Source organism: Wolbachia endosymbiont (group A) of Lasioglossum morio (assembly GCF_947250585.1).
GTDB lineage: Bacteria > Pseudomonadota > Alphaproteobacteria > Rickettsiales > Anaplasmataceae > Wolbachia > Wolbachia pipientis.
Genome location: NZ_OX366327.1, coordinates 993,189 through 1,013,658 on the forward strand (window position 1 = coordinate 993,189; position 20,470 = coordinate 1,013,658).

Consider the following 20,470-nt stretch of genomic DNA (forward strand, 5'->3'; position numbering starts at 1 on the left):
ATTTAAGGAGTAGAGTTATGGCATTAACAAATTATGAGTATAGAAAAGGGGATGGCATTTTTCATGCTATTTCAAAAGGATATATACGAGCTGAAAAATACTGGGGAATTCCTGGTGCTGCTGGTGGAGCTGGTCAGTACGCTATGCATAATAAAGGGAGAACAGCATTATTTCCGCTTGCAGTTGCAAGTGTTGTCTTTACAGCAATGCATATGAAAGCAGGCTTTGTTAGTGCAGCAGAAGCTTCTGGGTTTCTTGCTAAGACTGCCAGTTACTTTGTTGGAACAAATCAAGCAATAGCTGCTTCATTACCTGGATTTATCGGAACAGGTGTTGCTGGTCAGATAGTTGCGGGTGCCATAATGGCAATTGCTGCAGCTGCTGTTCTTTATGGAACATATCAAATTGCCTCAAAATTAAAAGATGTTGCGGTTGAAGCATTGAAAGGGGAAGAGAAAGATAAGGAAGCTAATAATCTTTAACAAAATAAAAAGGGATAGGTTTCTGTCCCTTTTTATAAACGTTTTCTATTTTTTGCATCGGTTAAGTGATGTCATCTAAGAATCTAGTTATTATAATTAACGGCACTTATTAGTATAAATGTTAAGAATAAGTAAATCCCGTTTACTGTTTACGCCTATAGAAGTGAAAAGTATTTGCATATTATTAAAAAAGCGGTAACTTATTATCAAGTGAATTCGCTAAATTTGAGTAATTTAAATGTCTATTGATCTTAGTCTGCCGGAGTTACCTATATTGCACCCAAGGATTACCGTTGTGGGAGTGGGTGGTGCTGGTGGAAATGCTGTGAATAACATGATCCAATCTAATTTGCAAGGAGTGAATTTTGTTGTCGCAAATACCGATGCTCAAGCACTAGAAAAGTCGTTATGTGATAAAAAAATTCAGCTTGGCATTAATTTAACTAAGGGGCTTGGTGCTGGTGCTTTGCCTGATGTTGGCAAAGGTGCAGCAGAAGAGTCAATTGATGAGATTATGGAGCATATAAAAGATAGTCATATGCTTTTCATCACAGCAGGAATGGGCGGTGGTACTGGAACCGGTGCAGCACCGGTAATTGCAAAAGCAGCCAGAGAAGCAAGAGCCGCAGTTAAGGATAGAGCGCCAAAAGAAAAAAAGATATTGACTGTTGGAGTTGTAACTAAACCGTTCGGTTTTGAAGGTGTGCGCCGTATGCGCATTGCAGAGCTTGGACTTGAAGAACTGCAAAAATACGTGGATACACTTATTGTCATTCCAAATCAGAATTTATTTAGAATTGCAAATGAAAAAACTACATTTTCTGATGCATTTAAACTTGCTGATAATGTTCTGCACATTGGCATCAGAGGAGTAACTGACTTGATGGTCATGCCAGGGCTTATCAATCTTGACTTCGCTGATATAGAAACAGTAATGAGCGAGATGGGCAAAGCGATGATCGGCACCGGAGAGGCAGAAGGAGAAGATAGAGCAATTAGTGCTGCAGAGGCTGCAATATCTAATCCATTGCTTGATAATGTATCAATGAAAGGTGCGCAAGGAATATTAATTAACATTACTGGTGGCGGAGATATGACTCTGTTTGAAGTTGATGCTGCAGCCAATAGAGTGCGTGAAGAAGTAGATGAAAATGCAAATATAATATTTGGTGCTACTTTTGATCAAGCGATGGAGGGAAGAGTTAGAGTTTCTGTTCTTGCAACTGGCATTGATGGTCGCAATAATAAATCAGAAACTTCACCTATAAGTCAGAGCGAAGACTCAGAGAAAGAGAAATTTAAGTGGCCATATAGTCAAAGTGAAAGTACACAAGACAAAACACTGGAAACAAAACCAGCTGAACAGGTAAGCGAAGGAGCTAAGTGGGGCAGCAATATCTATGATATACCAGCTTACTTAAGAAGAAAAAAATAATGCAATTTTGGCTACTTAAGTCAGAGCCAAGTGAATACTCATGGCAAAAAATGGAAAAGGAGCAGGTAGTTGAGTGGGATGGTGTGCGCAATTATCAAGCTCAAAATTACATGAAAATTATGAAAGCAAGCGATCTTGCGTTTTTTTATCATACAGGTAAAGAGAAAGCAATACTTGGAACCGTTGAAGTATTTAAAGAGTATTATCATGTTAATGATCCCAAGTTCGGATTAGTGAATGTAAAGTTTTTGAAACCTTTAAATAACCAAGTAACGTTAAATAATATAAAACAAAACCCACTTTTGAAAAATATGACTATATTAAAACAACCACGTTTATCAATTGCCCCAGTTTCGGAAATTGAATGGAATGAAATAATAAGGATGAGTGATGTGTAATACCTGTCATTTCAGTTCCTAAATGATGTCATCTCAGCACACAACGCACAGCTGTATGAATATTTGTCTCGAAGGCAGTGCATTAAACGTTATAGCCGATTTTGCATCAAACACAAAGGTGTCATTCCAGTGCTTGACACTGGAATCCAGCCTTAATGTAACCACATTAAAGCCGTTGTGTTTTAATATAAGATTAGCTACTTTTATATTCACTAACTTGATGTCTAATCAAAATTCCTGGATCCCAGTGTCTAGGCACTGGGATGACATCCTTCTAGTGTACAATATTCGTACAGTTGTGTACATGACACAAGGGTCTATAACTCTTCTTTTTTGGATTCCAGTGTCAGCTATTTGCATGACACCCTTACTGATGTGTCACTCATGTTAGAAGTAAATATTCTTGACAAGAAATGGTGCAGCATTATAGAAAATCCTAAAAATTTTGTATTAGGTGTCATCAATGCTTCTCTAAAAGAATTAAAAATAGACCACTATAAACCAAATATATCAATAGCTCTGGCTGATGATGACTTGCTACATCAACTTAATTTAAAATTTAGAGAAATGGATAAGCCAACTAACGTACTATCATTTCCGTATGAACAATTGTCTAATGAGTGCGATTTAGGAGACATAGCAATTTCAATAGACACAATAAAAAGAGAATCGCATGAGTATTATATACCCATTCTTGCTCACATTGCACACATGTTAGTGCATGGATTACTGCATTTACTTGGTTATGATCACCAAAAAAAAGATGAAGAAATTATAATGAAAAATCTAGAAAGAGAGATTTTAGCTTCGCTTGGCTACAATATGTGTGCGATTTAAAAGGAATTTAATAAAAATATAGTAGATGATAATAAAATATGTTATCTACAAAGGGTTTTAGCTATAAACAATAAAAGGTAAGTGATATGGTTCAGTTTTCTTTGCCAAAGAATTCTAAAATTAATCAAAAGGGCAAAATTTATCCTATTCCTGCTAGAGCAAAAAACATCAGAAGATTTCAAATTTACCGTTGGTCTGCTGATGACGAGAAAAACCCTAGAATAGACACATTTTTTATTGATATGGATAGTTGTGGCCCTATGGTACTTGATGCATTAATAAAAATAAAGGATGAAATAGATTCGACTTTAACTTTCAGACGTTCTTGTAGAGAAGGCATATGTGGATCTTGTGCCATGAATATTGACGGAACCAATACTCTTGCATGTACTAGATCTATACATGATATAAAAGGTGACGTAAAAATATATCCATTACCTCACATGTATGTAATAAAGGACCTAGTCTCGGATTTGAGCCAATTTTATGAGCAATACAAATCAATTAAACCTTGGTTACAAGCAGATAAGCCTGCCCTACCAAATAAAGAATACTCTCAATCTTCTGAAGATAGAAAAAAATTAGATGGCTTGTCCGACTGTATATTATGTGCTTGCTGTTCGACTGGTTGCCCAAGCTACTGGTGGAATAGTGATAAATTTTTAGGACCAGCAATACTATTACAAGCTTACAGATGGATTGCTGACAGCCGTGATAATAAGACAGGTGAAAGACTTGATGTTTTAAACGACCCATTCAAGTTGTATCGTTGTCATACAATAATGAATTGCACAAAAACTTGTCCTAAAGGACTTAATCCAGCAAGAGCAATAGCGAAAGTAAAACAGCTCATGGTAGAGAGAGAAGGAGTTTAAGTATTATCTTTTGCATTCTTCGTAAGAGAACAGCAAACCTTCCGAAGCGTAGGGTATTGTTAATACCCTGAACGCTTTTCCGTTTGTGAAGTGCATCGTATCATCGTACGATTCAAATAATTTTTTGAACAACTCATGTCTTTGGTTACTAATAGTTTGAAAATCCTCTTTTTCTAAAAGCTTTTTAGATTCGAAGAGGTAAAGCATAACTTCGTGATAAGTTGGGTAAGATGCCAAAAATTTTGGGTCAAATTGAAAGGTTTTTATAAAAGCATTATTATAAAATTTTAGCTTTTGATTCTTACTATATATTACTATAGCAACCGGTAACCTCTCAAGCAAATTTTTCTGTGTAGCTAAATAACTGTTTAATTCAGTATATAATTTCTCTGCATCACTAACATCTTTCCCATACATTACTATGCTACCAGAACCTTGTATTGGAATTTTAACAAAATCGAAAACCTTAGGTTCGTTCTTATAAGTTATGACATGTCTTCCTGGTTTTGTGCTATGAGCGCTACCGGTAATAGCAAATTTCTTAGAACCATCTACATATTTATCATAAAACAAGTTATAAAATTCCACCTTTCTACTCTTGTTATATCTTAGTATTGGAAATGGTAAAGAGTTGAAAACGTTTTTATAGCTCTCCACTTCCTGTGTAAGCTTACTATTTTCTAACTCAAGTCCGTTAGCCTTTATCTTACAGTCTGAGACATTCCTTATCCATAACAGCACACCTATCACATTGTTAGAATCATCTATTATGCTTCTACCGTAACATATGCAATAAACCTCACTGTCTTTTGACTTTAAATCTAGAGTAAAAGATTTATTTATTTCCTTTGCCTCAACAAAATTTTTGATTAAGCTTTCTGATTGCTCAAAAAAATTCACAAACTCATTAAATGAGTAAAAAACAGTATTAAGCAAAATTAGTAAATTGGGAGAGAACTTTTCTATACGTTTTTTTGCATCCCAAATATAAAACCCATCATTCACAGTATCAATTAAATTATTTATGATAACATTTTGATGCTGTAAGTTCTTAATCTTATTACTAATTTTTAATTTAGAATAAGAGAGAAAGAATAATATTAGAATCAATATTAAAACCACTTCATACAAAAAAAACATAGCACTTTTAAAACAAATGTAAAAATTTGTAACCGCTCAGAATTATGCTGAAGAGGTATATAAGTAAAGATTGCCTAACATTTGAAAGCCCAATCTCTTATAAAGGTTCACAGAAGATTTCATACAATGTGCTACTATATATTTGCATTCAAGCTGTTTAGCTATCTTTATTCTTTCTAAAACCATTTGGGTACCTATTCCACGATTCCTGTAAATTGGTAAAACTCCATCACTATAAAAACCAGCTACGCTATCTTGAACATAAAGACCGCATGTCCCAATAATTTCATTATTTAGTGTTACAAGAAAAAATCTTAATCTTGAGTTCTTATCATCATAATTTGATAATCCGCGAAAAAATGTGCTGACAATTCCAACGCCATGATAAAAAATTTTAGAAGTGTGTAGATCTAACTGTTCTAAGAGGTTGCTACCATTCACAGCATTTAACCTCAAGTTTGGAATAACATCAGCAGGTAAAAAGTAATTTTTCATATTAAGTAAAGCTTTTTTTGGTGTGCTAACGTGTTTTATTTCACACTTTTCTAAAATATCTCTTATTTTCATATGTGAATTTATTACCCATGTTGCTTCTATATCTCTTGTTCTGAGATAATCTAGAGTTTTTTGTATAGAAAGCTCGGTACATTGATCTCCACAGAACACAAAATTAAATAATGACTCCCTGGTACCATTTATTGTAAATATGATGTTATCAAATTCATCGTGTACTTCCCACTCAGATAAATTCGCTGTGTACAGTATATAATCCTTTAGATTTTGAACAATTAAGCTTGAATAATAAATTTTTTTATCCTGCATACACCAACAATAAACAATAAAAGGCTCCTATAAGAACACAGGCTAAAATTGCAGCTATAACGTCATCTAGCATAATACCTAAAGGACCTTTGGTATTTTTATCGATTAAATTTATAGGCCACGTTTTTATTATATCAAAAAACCTAAAAGAAAAAAAGCACAACAACAATGAAGAACAATTCATCTCTTGGCTTAACAATATCGAAACTAAAAGTATCGTCAGCAATTGACCAACCACTTCGTCAATTACTACCTCTTTTGGATCACATGAAGTCTTGTAATGTTTTATATAATTACCTGTAGACCATAATCCAATTAAGAATAAAAAAGAAATAATTGCTGCACCTAAAATTTTGTTGCTCAGGATTACAGGAACAAGCGGAAAAGAAGCCAAACTACCCACAGTACCTGGCATTTTTTTTACTGTTCCAGACAGCCACCACGTTGATATTAATTTATATAAAAATTTCACAATATATCCAAATACAAAATTAACTTATAAGAACAGAAATAGTATCCTCTATAGAGGCGCTTTCATACAATAATCTATAGACCGCTTCACATATAGGCATTTTTATCTTTAGCTTTCCTGCTAAATTAAATATGGACTCAGCAGTGCTAAAACCTTCAATCACTGACTTGCCTTCTGACAAAATCTGCTGAACATTAAAGCCATTGTCACTATTACCTATTTTAAACCCAAAAGATAAGTTTCTTGAATTCAAGGATGTGCATGTCATAATTAGGTCACCCAGACATGCTGGCCCAAGTAGTGTATTTATATCCACACTACCGTCACCAATTTTTGCTGAGTATAAAGCCTTAATTTCGCTCATACTTTTCGTAATCAATGCTGCATGAGCATTAAACCCAAGTTTACTACCTAGAACAATCCCACACGCTATAGCAAAAACGTTCTTTAACGCTGCACAAATCTGTACTCCTATAATGTCGTTACTAAACTCCAATTTAACATTTTCTTGTTGCAGCTCTGATACTAGCTTTGAACCTAATGTGTTATTTTGGCATGCAAGAACCATTGAATAGGGTAATTTTCTTGCAACTTCTACAGCAAAGCTAGGACCTGAAAAAATAGCAATAGGATTGTTAGGTAAAATTTCATTTACTATTTCACTAGGTAATTTTAATGTAGACTTTTCTATTCCCTTACAAGCTAAAATTATTGCTACATCTTTTTTCAGATTACAATTATGCAATTGCTGACATACCTTCCTCAGAGACTGAGTGGGAACAGCGAGGATTGTTACTGAAGCATTAATTGTGTCTTCAATAGCCAATTTTACTGACACATTATCAGAAATTCGACAACCGGGTAGCTTGTCACTTTCTCTTTTCCCGTTGATTGATTCAAATGTAGTTTCATTGTGAGTCCACAAAATCACATCTTTCTTACTATCTAATGAAATTGCGATTGCTGTACCCCATGCACCAGCACCTAAAATTGATATTGCCACACAATATTCCTGAAAATATTACTTATACTTTAAAATAGTAGGATAAGTAAATTAAAAATATAACACAGACATATAGAATAGTTAAATATTTATTAACCGAAGTATTCTTTTAATAATAGTAACTTTAATTCAATATTTACTAAAAATATTATTACTATCATGGTATGTCTATTATATTTTAGATCTATTTATATAACTTTGGAACAATATATTTACTATTAATTAATAAGTGTAATTTTGATCATTTGTTAATAAAAATTTGATTTATTACTTTCCTTAGTTATATATATTACTAAAATTATAAATTATTTATGGGGTGTAAAATATGCGTATATTATTAATTGAAGATGATCAAGTAAGTGCAAAGACTGTGGTTAACGCCTTAACTTCTGATGGACACTTCTGTGACGTTGTTACTTCTGCACAAGATTATAACAATAATATGGTTTCCTCAAACGGAGATTACTATGACCTAGTTATTTTAGATATACACTTACCTGGTGATATTGACGGATATGATATATTGTTAAGACTAAGAAGTGCAAAAATCAAAGTTCCTGTCTTAATACTTTCATGCATATCCGCTGTCAATCACAAAGCTAAAGGACTCGGGTATGGTGCCGATGATTACTTAACCAAGCCATTTCATAAAAGCGAGTTATTAGCTCGAATTAAGGCCATAGTGCGTCGTACTAAAGGCCATCCTGAATCGGTGATAAAGATTGGTAATATAAATATCAATTTTGATCACAGGGTTGTTGAGGTGAAAGGTAAAACGGTTCACCTTACTAATAAAGAGTATTCTATGATAGAATTGCTAGCACTGCGTAAAGGAACAGTACTAACAAAAGAAATGTTCTTAAATCATCTTTACAATGGCTTGGATGAACCTTCAGATAACAAGATAGTTGATGTTTTTATGTGCAAATTACGTAAGAAACTTGAAAGTGCAAATGATGGAAAAAGCCACATAGAAACCGTTTGGGGCAGAGGGTATGTTCTGAAAGAGTATATTGATGATGATGAATATTCTAATGTTAATGTAGGCGAAAGTAGTGATGGCTATCAAGCAGAACAAGTGAAGGACAACGCATGAAATGCCTACACATTTAAATATAGCATGGCTTATATCGCACGTATCATGTGAACGCCTAGGTGAAATATAAGCCGAGTTCTGTTTATGTAGCTATTTATCTGGAGTAAATGTTACCATTTACCGCATGCGATTTACCCGAGTAGATATGAGGAAAACATAAAATCTACTTCTATTTAATCTTGCTCCTAGTGTTGGTTACTCGACTACCAATGTTGCCATTGCCATGGTGTGCTCTTACCACACCTTTTCACCCTTACCTAAAAATATTTTAGGCGGTAATTTTCTGTAGCCCTATAACTGGAGTTACCTCCGGCGGGCATTACCCGTCACTATTTTTCCTTGGAGCCCGGACTTTCCTCTGCTATGTTTATCACACAACAGCAGCTACTTATTTCACCTAGGAATTATACTTTAACATGAAAATCACAAAAGCAAAAGACAATTTCCTAACAGTCTACATATTAAAAACATTTAGACAAATAGCTAAAGGTGATATTCCGGCACATCATCACTATCCCAAGATAAGCTTTTTTCACTTTTAGACTCCGCTTCAGTTAGTCAAGAGCCTGGTCCACCGCTTGAAGACGATGAGCTACTTCTTGATCGACTACTACTTTCTACTGATATACTATTTAGCACTGTTTCAGATTGATATATAGTTCGCATTCTGTTACCAGTGGTAAAAATTTCTTCATCGCTACTTGAAGATGATCGCCTTCTATAACCCAAATCAGTTAGTTCTAATACAGGAGCAGCATTACGACCCTTAACATATCTATATGCTATGAATCCTATAATTCCAACAATACCTATTGCTCCAACCAAAGATCCCCCTATCATTCCTGCCTTATTAGACCCTATAGCAAGTTGAGTAGGTTGTGGTGAAGAAGTAGACTGAGGAAGTAAAGTCGTGGTGAATATAGGAGTTGTTGACTCTTTTGTTCTAGTACTTGGTATACTAAATACTGTTTGTGTAGTTTTCTCTGAGCTTGTTGTTGGCGCAGTTGGTTCCACTGTTACTGTGCTTGTTTGAGTCGTTGACTCTGTTGAAGGTTTATTCGTTGTAGAAGTAGGTGCAACGGCTTCTGTTGTTGGCTTCACTGTTACTGTACTTGTTTGAGTCGTTGACTCTGTTGAAGGTTTACTCATCGTAGAAGTCGACGCACCAGTCGCTGCTGTAGGTTTTACAGTACTTGTCTCAGTCCCTGAAGTTACTATCGGCACACTAGTTGACGTTGTAGCAACCGTGGTCGCTTGTGAAGTAGTAGTTGTTTTTGCTACTGTCGTTGACTCCGTTGAAGGTTTACTTATTGTAGAAGTAGGTGCAACGGCTTCCGTTGTCAATTTAGTAGTCTTCACAGCATCGGTTTCTGCTGTGCTAGTAATTGCAGCAGTCGGCGTTTTCTTAGAAGTCACAACCGTTTCTGCAACAGTTATAGGAGCCACGGTACTACTAGAAATAATATCTGGCGTTAATCGACCGTTAATGATATTAACAAAATCACTGAGAGTTTTGATGCTATTTGCCGGTATTATTGTTGCTTCAGAAGATTTTCCAGAGCCGTTTTGATTAAAAGTTACAATATTTTCTCCACTTACCGCAGTTACGATAAAACCACCCTGACCGTTGCCTTTAATATATAATTGCTCTATAGGATCTGTAAATTGATAGATAGGAAAATCTGACACTGATCCATTTTTAAGTAGAGTTGCTATATGTAACCTCTGCTCATTAGCTGATTGGTCATTTTCAAGAAAAGCAACTAGATCATTTCCTTCCGTTTGTTCAACATACTGCAAAAAGCTTATTTCATGTTCTCTAGAAAGAGATAGTGCTTTATTATCTATTTGACCTTTTCGATTACCAAGTAAAAAGCCATTAACTCCATCCTTCAGACCCTGAATCACTTTAGCCATATCAAATTTAAAAATACGTGTTTTTCTCACCTCTTGATTTTCCTTAGTAATCCTTTTGCTCACTTGCGAATAAAGCATCGTGTTTCCATTTAATGCCAATTGCCCCTGATTATCAAAATTGAACAATTTTCTTTCTGTAACACCTTTTTCTCCAGTCAATACCTTAAATTTTCCGCTCTCGCTTGACTTTAAGTACCAAGAAACTAAAGTTTGATCCTTTAAGTTATGGGCGATTACAATTACGTCACCATTACCAACTTTCACTGCTCTTGGTTGAAAGTAACTATTGCCCACATTTGCAAGACTATTATTATCAATATTCTTTTGTAATTTTCTTTTATCTAAATGTTCAACTGAAGGAGTATTAACTGATTGTTTAATTCCGTAAGTGTTAAAAGATAAGCCTTTAACGCATTTTTCTCCTTCTTCGCTAATTCCTTCTTCAGGAAAGATAACTCCAACTTTATCTATTTCAGCTGAATCTTCTATTAATGTGAGAGATATAGCTCTTTTTACAATAATCCGAACAGACCGTAATATGCTACTGGCCTGCTATAGCCATAAACACATATCTTATCGCATTCGGACTATTATAAGAAAGGCTATAATTGATCTTTGAATTCATTTGCTACGCTGATATTTGTACCACATTCGTATGTTTTTGATTGATATAATGGACTAATAAGTAATTTTACTTTACTGCTCCCATTACCATTATCTTGATAGCTGAGTCCGTAAGCAACTCCATTCCCCTCAATTAATTCTACGTTTGTTGGATTAAAACCTATCGCTTCTTTAATTTCCGGTGTATTTGAGTTGATCCCGAGCAATCTTCTTAATATAGACATAATTTTATTTAAAATATTAATAAAATGCTATTATGATTACTCCTGTGTGTTAATGTCAATGAAAATTTTAACTAAAATTAAAAAATTAATATAATATTTTATACTAAAAGGTAAATATAAGCTTGAAGAGGGCTAAGAAGCTTTATGCTATTTCTCAAAAAACCAACAATTGCAATCATTGGTTCTACAGGTATAATCTGTTAAAGTTTACACGAGTCTCATGAATGATAGAAAAAGAAGAGCAGTTTAGTTTTACATCAGAAAACCTCAAGAAAGCGGGAAAGTTTATAGAGATGTATCCCAAAGGTAGAGAAGGTAGTGCTGTTATGCCTTTACTATATCTGGTTCAAGAGCAATGCGGATGGGTTTCTGAATCTGCTATGCGTTATGTTGCTGATATGCTGCATATTCCACATATTCGTGTATATGAAGTGGCAAATTTTTACACCATGTATAATTTAAAACCAGTAGGCAAATATCTAATACAAATCTGTAGAACAACTCCTTGCTGGTTGTGCAATAGTGAAGAAGTTTTAAATACCTTTAAAAAAAAACTTGGAATCAATATCGGTGAGACTACTAAAGATAATTTGTTCACTTTAAAAGAAGTTGAATGCCTAGGTGCATGCGTTAATGCTCCCGTTGTGCAGATCAATAATGACTTCTATGAAAATCTTACTCCTGAGAAAGTAGAAAACATCATAACAGAACTTTCAGGCAAATAGATGAAAGAAGAATTTTCATTCAAGAGAATCAAGCAATCAGGTTCTGCAAGAGTTGGAACAATTAAAACTCCAAATGGAAGCATAGAAACCCCCGCTTTTATATTCTGCGCAACAAAAGCTGCAATTAAAGCTGCAGATATTGAAAGAATAAGTGAAGCTGGTACCCAAATCATACTTTCCAACACCTATCACCTAATGCTTCAACCAGGAGAGAATACTGTTGCAAAACTTGGTGGTTTGCGCAAGATGATAGGATGGAATGGGCCAATGCTAACTGACTCAGGTGGATATCAGATATTTAGCTTAGGCCACGGATCAGTTTCGGAAGAGATAAAAGGAATAAGAAAAAAACAAAAAACTTTGATCAAAATTAATGAGGATGGGGCAATTTTTCGTTCTTACATTAATGGTAAAATTTATTGCTTAACTCCTGAAAAATCTGTACAAATTCAACAGAAATTAGGTGCAGATTTAATCCTAGTTTTAGATGAATGCACTCCATTTCACGTAAGCAAAGAATACACAGCAAAATCAATGCTCATGAGCCACAGATGGGCTGAACGTTCTTTAAATGAATTTGAAAAAAACAATAATGGCAAGCAGGCACTGTATGGAATTAGTCAAGGCGGAGTGTATCAAGATTTACGTAGAGAAAGTTGTGATTTTATCAACGATTTGCCATTTTTTGGTCAAGCAATAGGTGGATCACTTGGTCAAAGTAAAGAGCAGATGCATGATGTAGTTTCTTTCACTATGGACCACCTGAAAAAAGACAGGCCTACTCATTTGCTTGGTATTGGTGGAATTGTGGACATCTTTCGCGGAGTAGAGCTTGGAATTGACACGTTTGATTGCGTGCATCCAACCCGCTTAGCAAGGCATGGTGGCGCACTTGTTAAAGTAAAAAACAGAAATTCTATTTCTTCAAAGTGCAAAGAGCATATCAATTTGCGAAATCAACAATTCGAGCTGGACAATAACCCAATTGAAAGTGACTGTTTATGTTTTACCTGCAGAAAACATTCAAGAGCTTATATACACCATTTACTGAAAGCTAAAGAACTGCTAGCTTACACGCTCATCACTATTCACAATGTTTTCTTCATTAATAAGCTTATGGAATCAATAAGACAGGCAATATTAGATGATAGGTTAGATCAAGAGAAGAATAACTGGATTAGTGAAATACCATTGCACTTTGATTTGGCCTCTCTTTAAGTCTTTTCTTTATGCCGTTGATTTTTACTTCTTGTTATATTTACTTTATTTATCACACTATTAATTAGAAAGGTTATAATAAATAATTAATCTATTAATGTTAGTCTCTACCCATATGATTTGTAAGGATTAGAGGTGAAGATATGGCTAAAGGAAATAATACCCTATTAATATTTGATTTTGATAACACTATCACTAATGGACACATGCATGGTGTTTTCTTTGGTAGACACTCCGGAATTAAAAAAAGTGATTTTAATTCTGCTGTGGAAAATGCAGTGACTGATCACAATATAAAAGATTTTCTAAAAAATACAGACGGAATAAAAAATGAAGAGGGGCTGAAATCTACATTACAGTCTGCACTTTCAAACGGAATAGAAGTGAATATTGCATCATATACAGGATATCCAAATGCTGTAAAAAGGGTTGTAGAAAATCATTTGGGCTTATCTAAAGAACAAGCAGACAGTATTTCTGTATTTGGCGGATTTCCAGCAGATTATGATAATGAGCTTCCAAAAGATCTCAAAGAACAACAAAGTCAAGTTGGAAAGAATTTACACATCTGTAAAGCAATTGTGAACTATAAGAACAATCACAATGGTCAGTTGCCAAAAAATGTAATGTTGGTTGATGATAGTGCAGGTAATATAAAAAAAATTAATGAGTTTGTTGAATCAATGAGCAAAAGAGAGGGATGGCTTGCAGAAAATGGACTTAGTCTTCAAGATATAAAAAACATTAAATTTGAAGGTGCACAAGTACCTATGAACAGAAATGGTAAAGTGGTAGGAGATGCTAATTATCTAGAAAGGGTACAGGAGTTTGTCAATGCTAACTTGGTACAAGAACCAATTTATGAAAATTTGAAGAAAGAAGAACCTATATACCAAAATCTTCAAGATATTCAGAGATCATTGTCTGAAACGGTACCAAAAGAACCTATATATCGGAACAATGAAAATCGACCACCATTACTTCTTAAAAAAAGGAAATCAAGTGATGGTATGGTTGCTGATGGTGAGAATAAAAAACAAGATATTAAGGGCATGTTGTCATCTGAAACACAAGCAAACCCAACACGCTCAAAACGTCATGCAATGATGCTTGACCCTCAGCAAATAGAATCTATACACCAGAATGCTGAAGAGCCACCACTAGGTAAAAAATACGCACATACTGAAACCATCTCCTTATCAAAGGCATTTGATACAATCAGAGATTTTTTTCAAGATTGTGGTCAAAAAATAATAAATACTATTCATAGATTACTAAAGAAGGAAGTAATAACAGGAGTTAAAGAGCAAGGCTATGATGTGAATAGTGAAAAAGGTAAAAGTGAAATTACGATTTATGGTAATAAATTGATAGATATTGACAAAATAAAAACGGATTTTATTGATACCTCTCTAATTCGAATAATGGAATTGGGTGAGGAGAAAATCAAAGATCTTAACAATAATTATAAAGGTGATCAGCTAGGGCGAGAGATATCGAAATTATTGAACGCTGGTTCGCAAAAGGAAAATATAAACTCAAACTATAATGATGAAGAGCCTATATTTCAGACCGTTCAAGAAGCACGGAACTATCATCGGCAAAAGAAAGACATAAACTCGAACTCTGTGGGAGGAAACTATAATGATGAAGAGCCTATATTTCAGACCGTTCAAGAAGCACGGAACTATTATTGGCAAAGGAAAGGTATAGACTCAAACCCTGTAAGCAAAAAACCACTTGCACCACCAGCACCTCCTAAAAATTATACGGAAAAAGTTACGCAAAATAAAAATATTATTGAAAGATGAGGTTGAAGATTCGCATAATTTCTTGCATATCCGGTTCATGGCACATTGTTTCAACTTTACGCTTCTTTAATCACTGTGCTAAATTATATTGTAAAGCAGCCAAATCAATATAACAGAATACACTAAGCTTTAAGCATAGAAACCACTTTATCGTAACTTGGCAATGATTCAATTTCTCCAATTGCAGCTAGAGTGGTTTTTTCATGCTGAGATAACAATTCTTCTGCTGCTTTTTTTACGTTAGCAGTGGTAACTGCACTAATTTTTTCTATTAATTCATTTTTACTGATGTACCTATTATAGTTACCGTAGTAGTGTCCCAATGTTTCAGCACGTGAGCTAACACTTTCGCGTGACATTAAAATTTGGGATTTTACTCGCTCTTTCACTCTATTTACTTCTTCTTCCTTCAGATCATCTGTAGACAACTTCTTCAACTCTGTCGTTATAGATTTTAAAAGCTTATCTAAGTTACTACTGTCTGTACCAGCAAAAATGGAAAACATTCCTGTATTAGTATAGCTGGAATTAAATGAATAAACAGAGTAAGCTAATCCCTGCTTTTCCCTTACTTCCTGGAATAAACGTGATGACATTCCGCTCCCTAATATAGAATCAAGCACTTGAAACGTGTGATATTTATCGTCATGGCGAGAAACACTAGGTAGACCAATTAGCAAGTGTACCTGATCTAATTTACGATGTTCTAAATACTCACCACCAGTACAGCTCGCATTTTGGCTTTTTTTCAGCTTTTTAGAATGAATCTTTGAGAAAAAATCTTTGGTTAATGCAACAACTTCTTCATGTTCAACATTTCCTGCAACGGCAAATAGCATATTCTCACCAAAGTAATGCTCATTTATGTAATTATCTAGATCTCCTCGAGTAAAAGATTTTACAGTATTTTGCGTGCCTAAGATTGACCTACCAAATGGTTGGTCTTTATAAGCTGCCTCAAAATATTTGTCGAAAATAATGTCACTTGGTGAATCATTAGTTTGAAAAATCTCTTGTATTACAACACCCTTCTCACGTTCCAATTCATCTTCTGGAAACGTGGAATTCATCAATATATCTATTAATATATCAATACCAGTTTTTATGTCTTTCTTGAGGACTTTTGCATAATAGGTGGTGCTTTCCCTACCGGTGCTAGCGTTGAAAACTCCACCTATGTCATCAAAAGCTTTTGCAATTTCAAAGGCAGTTCTTGTCTTCGTCCCTTTGAAAGCCATGTGTTCTAAAAAATGGGATATTCCATTTTGCTTTGCACTTTCTGCTCTACTGCCAACACCAACTCGTATGCTTAAAGCTACGGAATCAATATCACGCACCTGCTCAGTTATTATGCGCAGACCATTATCTAATTTTGTTACCCGGGGTATATTCATCTCATATATTCTTCTAAGTTCTCTTCTGCAAAATCCCAATTAATCAAATGATCAAGGAAAACTTTTATGTAGTCAATTCTACGGTTTTGACAATCTAAATAATAGGCGTGCTCCCACACATCCATAGTGAGTAGTGGCACTTGGCCATAAATTATTGGCAAATCTGCATTTGGAGTCTTGGTGATTTTGAGCTTTCCTAACCTACCTTTTTCGAGCACTAACCATACCCATCCACTGCCAAACTGGCTTACTCCATGACTCGAAAATTCTTCATAAAATTTATCAAAGCCACCGATATCGTCTTGAATTTTTTTTGCTAGAAGACTACCATCTTTAGGCTTACCACCACCATTTTTTTTCATTGAATTCCAATAAAAAGTATGGTTCCAAACTTGTGCTGCATTATTAAATATAGGCAAGTTGCCGCTATTACCATGCACTTTTGTTATTAATTCCTCAATTTTTACATGTTGATAATCTGTATTTTCAACTAGCTCGTTGAGTTTATTTAAATATCCTTTATGGTGCTTATCATAATGAAAATCTAAGGTTTTTGCAGATATATAAGGCTCCAAAGCTGTTTTATCGTATGGTAATTCAGGTAAAGTAAAACTCATAAAAACCTCTTTATTTCTAACCTACTTGGATGGTAGGGCAATATATGCTTTTGTGCAACATATAATTAATAGCTAAAACATTTAGGTATCTATTGCATTATTCTAAATTATACTACAATAACGATTATTATATAAGCCATAGAAATGGATTAAATGCAAAAGTTACTTGACACCCTTCGCCAACCCCCTTATCATGAAAGTGAAGCTATTTATTTATCTTCTCTGTACAGATTAAATGACAAAAAAACTCACGTATCTGGCGTCTCATGTTTAATTTTTTGCACTATGTGCACCTTATGTCTTTATCAAACTTCTACCTACATAAGCTGAAACGCGCTTATAAAGCGTTTAAAACATAAAAAAACGCCAACTTAAAAAATGGATAGTGAATAACTAGCTACCCTAGGGTTTCTTTTGCCTTTTTTTCTGTTTAGTAAATTTCTTAACGTTTATAATTTAGATTAGTTGCGGTTTAAAAGTAGCTGAATCGCGGTTATTAAACGTTTAGAATAAAAAAACGCCATACTTGAAAGTATAATGTAAGTAATTAGCCAACCACGGGGCTTCTTTTGCCTTTTTCTCCGCTTGGTAAATTTCTTAATGTTTATACGGAAGGTGTCATTCCAGCGCGTGACGCTGGAATCCCAAAAAAAGGATGATGTCATCCGAGTAGCTGACACTGGGATGACAAAAAAAGGAGCACTGGGATGACATCATAGGGGCGCTGGCCTGACAATCGTCATTCCGCTACGTGTTAGCGGGATCTAGAGATACCGTGACGGTATGACAAGGGAGAACAGTTGTATTCCTGCACAATTTATTCTCATGACAAAAACGTCTTAACTTTCTCTCTACTTTTTCTGGGTAAGGTCAATTTTGTGAAAAAATGGATTGAATTATAGGCAGATTTGGCTATTATTTGTAATACATAGGTATTGGGTAAAATGTTTGAATTTAGTTCTGTGCTGCTAGCTCGAATTCAGTTTGCCTTCACAATAGGCTTTCACATTATATTTCCTGCTTTCACGATCGGACTTGCAAGTTTTCTAGCCTTTTTGGAATGGTGTTGGCTTAAGACTGGTGATACACGTTTCCGTGATGTTTATAAATTCTGGATCAAGATTTTTGCCGTTGCTTTTGGCATGGGAGTGGTATCTGGAGTTGTAATGTCATATCAACTTGGTACCAATTGGTCGATTTTTTCTGACCGCATAGCCAATGTTCTCGGCCCTCTATTTTCCTTTGAGGTTTTAACAGCCTTTTTTCTGGAGGCATCTTTTTTGAGTATTATGCTATTTGGATGGAATAGAGTAAGTTCTCGTATGCACTTTGCTTCTACTTGTATTGTTGCAGTGGGAACGCTTATTTCAGCTTTTTGGATTATTGCGGCCAACAGTTGGATGCAAACACCCGCTGGATTCACGATTGGTGAGAATGGTCTCCTATATCCAACCAATTGGTTAGAGATTATTTTTAATCCTTCTTTCCCTTATCGCTTTATTCATATGGTAACAGCAGCCTATCTTACAACAGCTTTTGTGGTTGGTGGTGTAGGAGCATTTTATCTTTGGAGAAAACGACATGCTCCTCAAGCAAGAATTATGCTTGGTATGGCAACCATTATGGTAGCTTTAGCTGCACCATTTCAGCTGTTCATGGGAGATAGGCATGGATTAAATACACTAAAGCATCAACCTGCTAAGATTGCTGCAATGGAAGGTATATGGGAAACCGAAAAAGGGGCTGGCTTACTTTTATTTGCTTATCCGGATCAGCAAAATGAAATTAATCACTACGAGATAAAAATTCCTAATCTTGCCAGCTTGATCTTAACACATGATTTTTTAGGAGAAGTAAAAGGATTAAAGGAATGGAAAAAAGAAGATAGACCACCTGTAGTATGGGTATTCTGGTCCTTCCGTATAATGGTTGGAGTTGGAATTTTAATGATCATAATTGGGTCAGTAAGTGTTATACAGTATCTTCGTGGCAAGTTATTCCAAAGTTGTTTCTTACATGGATGGTGGATATCAATGATGCCGTCTGGGTTCATAGCGTTACTTGCAGGTTGGTTTACTACTGAAATTGGCCGTCAACCTTACACTGTATATGGAATTATGCGCACAATTGAATCATTTTCATCTGCGATTACCGGTCCTCAGGTTGCATGGTCTTTGATTGCATTTATCGTTATGTATACCCTTATATTTGGAGCAGGTAGTTACTATATTCTGAAACTTATATACAAAGGAATTCCTGTCATTAAAGAAGAAGAGCAATTTTATAAACACGGTATTGGAGCTTCAGTGATTGATGCTGGTACATCTGGAAAGGACAACAATCATGTTTGATTTTTCTTCCTTAATTAATTTACCCCTAATCTGGGGATTACTAATTGCCATAGCTGTTTTACTGTATATTTTAATGGATGGGTTTGATTTAGGTATTGGTATTTTACTTCCTTTTGCACCGTCAGATAAATGCCGTGATCACATGATAAGCTCAATTGCACCATTTTGGGATGGAAACGAAACATGGTTGGTATTGGGTGGTGGAGGGTTGTTTGCTGCTTTTCCTCTTGCATATTCAATATTAATGCCTGCTTTTTATATTCCAATCATTATTATGCTGCTTGGCCTTATAGTGCGCGGAGTATCCTTTGAGTTTCGTTTTAAGGCAGAAGGAAAATACAGGCGATTATGGGATTATGCCTTTCATTTTGGGTCACTTGGTGCTGCATTTTGCCAAGGCATGATTTTAGGTGCATTTATACATGGTGTAGAAGTAAACGGACGCAACTTTTCTGGTGGCCAATTTGATTGGGCAAGTGCTTTTAGTGTAATGACAGGCATTGCTGTGATATTTGGATATGCACTTTTAGGTTCTACATGGCTCATAATGAAGACAGAAAATATAACACAAGAATGGGCACGCAAGGTTGCTTCTTATACGCTTGGTTTTGTAGGTATTTTCATGGGACTAGTGAGTGTAGTGACACCATTTTTAAATGAACGTATTAAAAACTTTTGGTTTAGCATGCCAAATTTTTATTATTTATTTTCTATTCCATTACTCACATCTTGGCTATTTTTCATGCTGTGGTTTGATCTTCAGAATACTAAACGGGAGTACCGTCCATTCTTTCTCAGTATTGCTATTTTTTTTATGGGATATTTAGGTTTAGGAATTAGTATCTACCCATGGATTATACCTTTTCAATATACCATTCTGGATGCAGCCGCTTCTGGGCCAAGTTTATCTTTAATGCTCATTGTTATAATACCGCTTTTACCAATCATTTTAACTTACACTGGTTATTGCTATTATGTCTTTCGTGGAAAATCAAATTATGAACACACATATTAAGGAGTTAGTGACTT

20 protein-coding genes and 1 other RNA gene are annotated in these 20,470 nt (G+C 35.0%); 11 read left to right on the top strand and 10 right to left on the bottom strand.

Annotated elements, in window-relative coordinates; all coding sequences use genetic code 11:
- The first annotated feature begins 17 nt into the window (after positions 1–17).
- The 3 genes from OOK89_RS04895 (at position 18) to OOK89_RS04905 (ending at position 2,315) form a co-directional block, all read left to right on the top strand.
- The gene (locus OOK89_RS04895) at positions 18–482 is read left to right on the top strand and encodes a hypothetical protein (protein WP_264718860.1); all 465 of its coding nucleotides are present in this window, start codon (positions 18–20) and stop codon (positions 480–482) included.
- A gap of 238 nt (positions 483–720) precedes the next feature.
- Positions 721–1,917 carry a cell division protein FtsZ gene (gene ftsZ, locus OOK89_RS04900; RefSeq protein ID WP_010962790.1) on the top strand — a complete coding sequence of 399 codons (1,197 nt, stop codon included), beginning with the start codon at positions 721–723 and terminating at the stop codon, positions 1,915–1,917.
- Positions 1,917–2,315, top strand: a complete 399-nt coding sequence (locus OOK89_RS04905) for an EVE domain-containing protein (protein ID WP_264718862.1) — start codon at positions 1,917–1,919, stop codon at positions 2,313–2,315. Before ftsZ ends, OOK89_RS04905 begins: the two co-directional genes overlap by 1 nt.
- A gap of 228 nt (positions 2,316–2,543) precedes the next feature.
- On the opposite strand, the gene OOK89_RS06535 is transcribed toward OOK89_RS04905, so the two are convergent.
- A complete protein-coding gene (locus tag OOK89_RS06535; RefSeq protein ID WP_259348783.1) occupies positions 2,544–2,675 on the bottom strand; it encodes a hypothetical protein in 132 nt (43 codons plus the stop codon).
- A gap of 24 nt (positions 2,676–2,699) precedes the next feature.
- On the opposite strand from OOK89_RS06535, the gene ybeY reads away from it, so the two are divergent.
- Both ybeY and OOK89_RS04920 read left to right on the top strand, forming a co-directional pair.
- Complete coding sequence (gene ybeY / locus OOK89_RS04915) at positions 2,700–3,152, top strand: rRNA maturation RNase YbeY (protein WP_010082473.1); 453 nt, start codon at positions 2,700–2,702, stop codon at positions 3,150–3,152.
- 86 nt (positions 3,153–3,238) lie between these two features.
- A complete protein-coding gene (locus tag OOK89_RS04920; RefSeq protein WP_010082472.1) occupies positions 3,239–4,027 on the top strand; it encodes a succinate dehydrogenase iron-sulfur subunit in 789 nt (262 codons plus the stop codon).
- A 3-nt stretch (positions 4,028–4,030) separates the two neighbouring features.
- Here OOK89_RS04920 and OOK89_RS04925 read toward each other — a convergent pair whose 3' ends face one another.
- The 4 genes from OOK89_RS04925 to OOK89_RS04940 are packed head-to-tail and all read right to left on the bottom strand — an operon-like array spanning position 4,031 to position 7,464.
- Complete coding sequence (locus OOK89_RS04925) at positions 4,031–5,167, bottom strand: hypothetical protein (protein WP_010962793.1); 1,137 nt, start codon at positions 5,165–5,167, stop codon at positions 4,031–4,033.
- Positions 5,168–5,209: 42 nt separating this feature from the next.
- Positions 5,210–5,989 (bottom strand): GNAT family N-acetyltransferase, encoded by a 780-nt coding sequence (locus OOK89_RS04930; RefSeq protein WP_006280097.1) that lies wholly within the window; start codon positions 5,987–5,989, stop codon positions 5,210–5,212.
- Positions 5,979–6,461 (bottom strand): phosphatidylglycerophosphatase A family protein, encoded by a 483-nt coding sequence (locus OOK89_RS04935; RefSeq protein ID WP_006279290.1) that lies wholly within the window; start codon positions 6,459–6,461, stop codon positions 5,979–5,981. The genes OOK89_RS04930 and OOK89_RS04935 overlap by 11 nt, the downstream gene beginning before the upstream one ends.
- A 19-nt stretch (positions 6,462–6,480) precedes the next feature.
- Positions 6,481–7,464 carry an NAD(P)H-dependent glycerol-3-phosphate dehydrogenase gene (locus OOK89_RS04940; RefSeq protein ID WP_151807959.1) on the bottom strand — a complete coding sequence of 328 codons (984 nt, stop codon included), beginning with the start codon at positions 7,462–7,464 and terminating at the stop codon, positions 6,481–6,483.
- Between the two features lie 325 nt (positions 7,465–7,789).
- Between OOK89_RS04940 and OOK89_RS04945 the strand changes: the two genes are divergently transcribed.
- Positions 7,790–8,560, top strand: coding sequence for a response regulator transcription factor (locus tag OOK89_RS04945; protein ID WP_010962797.1), 771 nt, complete (start codon positions 7,790–7,792; stop codon positions 8,558–8,560).
- A gap of 51 nt (positions 8,561–8,611) precedes the next feature.
- Here OOK89_RS04945 and rnpB read toward each other — a convergent pair.
- The 3 genes from rnpB to OOK89_RS04960 form a co-directional block, all read right to left on the bottom strand.
- Positions 8,612–8,961: RNase P RNA component class A (gene rnpB / locus OOK89_RS04950), an RNA gene on the bottom strand.
- Between the two features lie 157 nt (positions 8,962–9,118).
- Positions 9,119–10,771: a hypothetical protein gene (locus OOK89_RS04955; RefSeq protein WP_246165608.1), complete on the bottom strand. Its 1,653-nt coding sequence runs from the start codon at positions 10,769–10,771 to the stop codon at positions 9,119–9,121.
- A gap of 308 nt (positions 10,772–11,079) precedes the next feature.
- Positions 11,080–11,325, bottom strand: a complete 246-nt coding sequence (locus OOK89_RS04960) for a hypothetical protein (RefSeq protein ID WP_264718864.1) — start codon at positions 11,323–11,325, stop codon at positions 11,080–11,082.
- Between the two features lie 224 nt (positions 11,326–11,549).
- On the opposite strand from OOK89_RS04960, the gene nuoE reads away from it, so the two are divergent.
- From nuoE to OOK89_RS04975, 3 genes are all read left to right on the top strand, one after another.
- Positions 11,550–12,050 carry an NADH-quinone oxidoreductase subunit NuoE gene (nuoE, locus tag OOK89_RS04965; RefSeq protein ID WP_010962799.1) on the top strand — a complete coding sequence of 167 codons (501 nt, stop codon included), beginning with the start codon at positions 11,550–11,552 and terminating at the stop codon, positions 12,048–12,050.
- Positions 12,051–13,268, top strand: a complete 1,218-nt coding sequence (gene tgt / locus OOK89_RS04970) for a tRNA guanosine(34) transglycosylase Tgt (protein ID WP_264718865.1) — start codon at positions 12,051–12,053, stop codon at positions 13,266–13,268.
- A gap of 143 nt (positions 13,269–13,411) precedes the next feature.
- On the top strand, positions 13,412–15,079 hold the full coding sequence (locus OOK89_RS04975) for a hypothetical protein (protein ID WP_264718867.1): 1,668 nt from the start codon (positions 13,412–13,414) through the stop codon (positions 15,077–15,079).
- A gap of 122 nt (positions 15,080–15,201) precedes the next feature.
- Here OOK89_RS04975 and OOK89_RS04980 read toward each other — a convergent pair whose 3' ends face one another.
- Positions 15,202–16,473 (bottom strand): M16 family metallopeptidase, encoded by a 1,272-nt coding sequence (locus OOK89_RS04980; RefSeq protein WP_264718868.1) that lies wholly within the window; start codon positions 16,471–16,473, stop codon positions 15,202–15,204.
- The gene (locus OOK89_RS04985; RefSeq protein ID WP_010082437.1) at positions 16,470–17,090 is read right to left on the bottom strand and encodes a superoxide dismutase; all 621 of its coding nucleotides are present in this window, start codon (positions 17,088–17,090) and stop codon (positions 16,470–16,472) included. The genes OOK89_RS04980 and OOK89_RS04985 overlap by 4 nt, the downstream gene beginning before the upstream one ends.
- Positions 17,091–18,034: 944 nt before the next feature.
- Here OOK89_RS04985 and OOK89_RS04990 point away from each other — a divergent pair.
- Positions 18,035–19,441 carry a cytochrome ubiquinol oxidase subunit I gene (locus OOK89_RS04990; protein WP_138264951.1) on the top strand — a complete coding sequence of 469 codons (1,407 nt, stop codon included), beginning with the start codon at positions 18,035–18,037 and terminating at the stop codon, positions 19,439–19,441.
- Positions 19,434–20,456 carry a cytochrome d ubiquinol oxidase subunit II gene (gene cydB, locus OOK89_RS04995; RefSeq protein ID WP_010962802.1) on the top strand — a complete coding sequence of 341 codons (1,023 nt, stop codon included), beginning with the start codon at positions 19,434–19,436 and terminating at the stop codon, positions 20,454–20,456. Before OOK89_RS04990 ends, cydB begins: the two co-directional genes overlap by 8 nt.
- Positions 20,457–20,470: the final 14 nt, after the last annotated feature.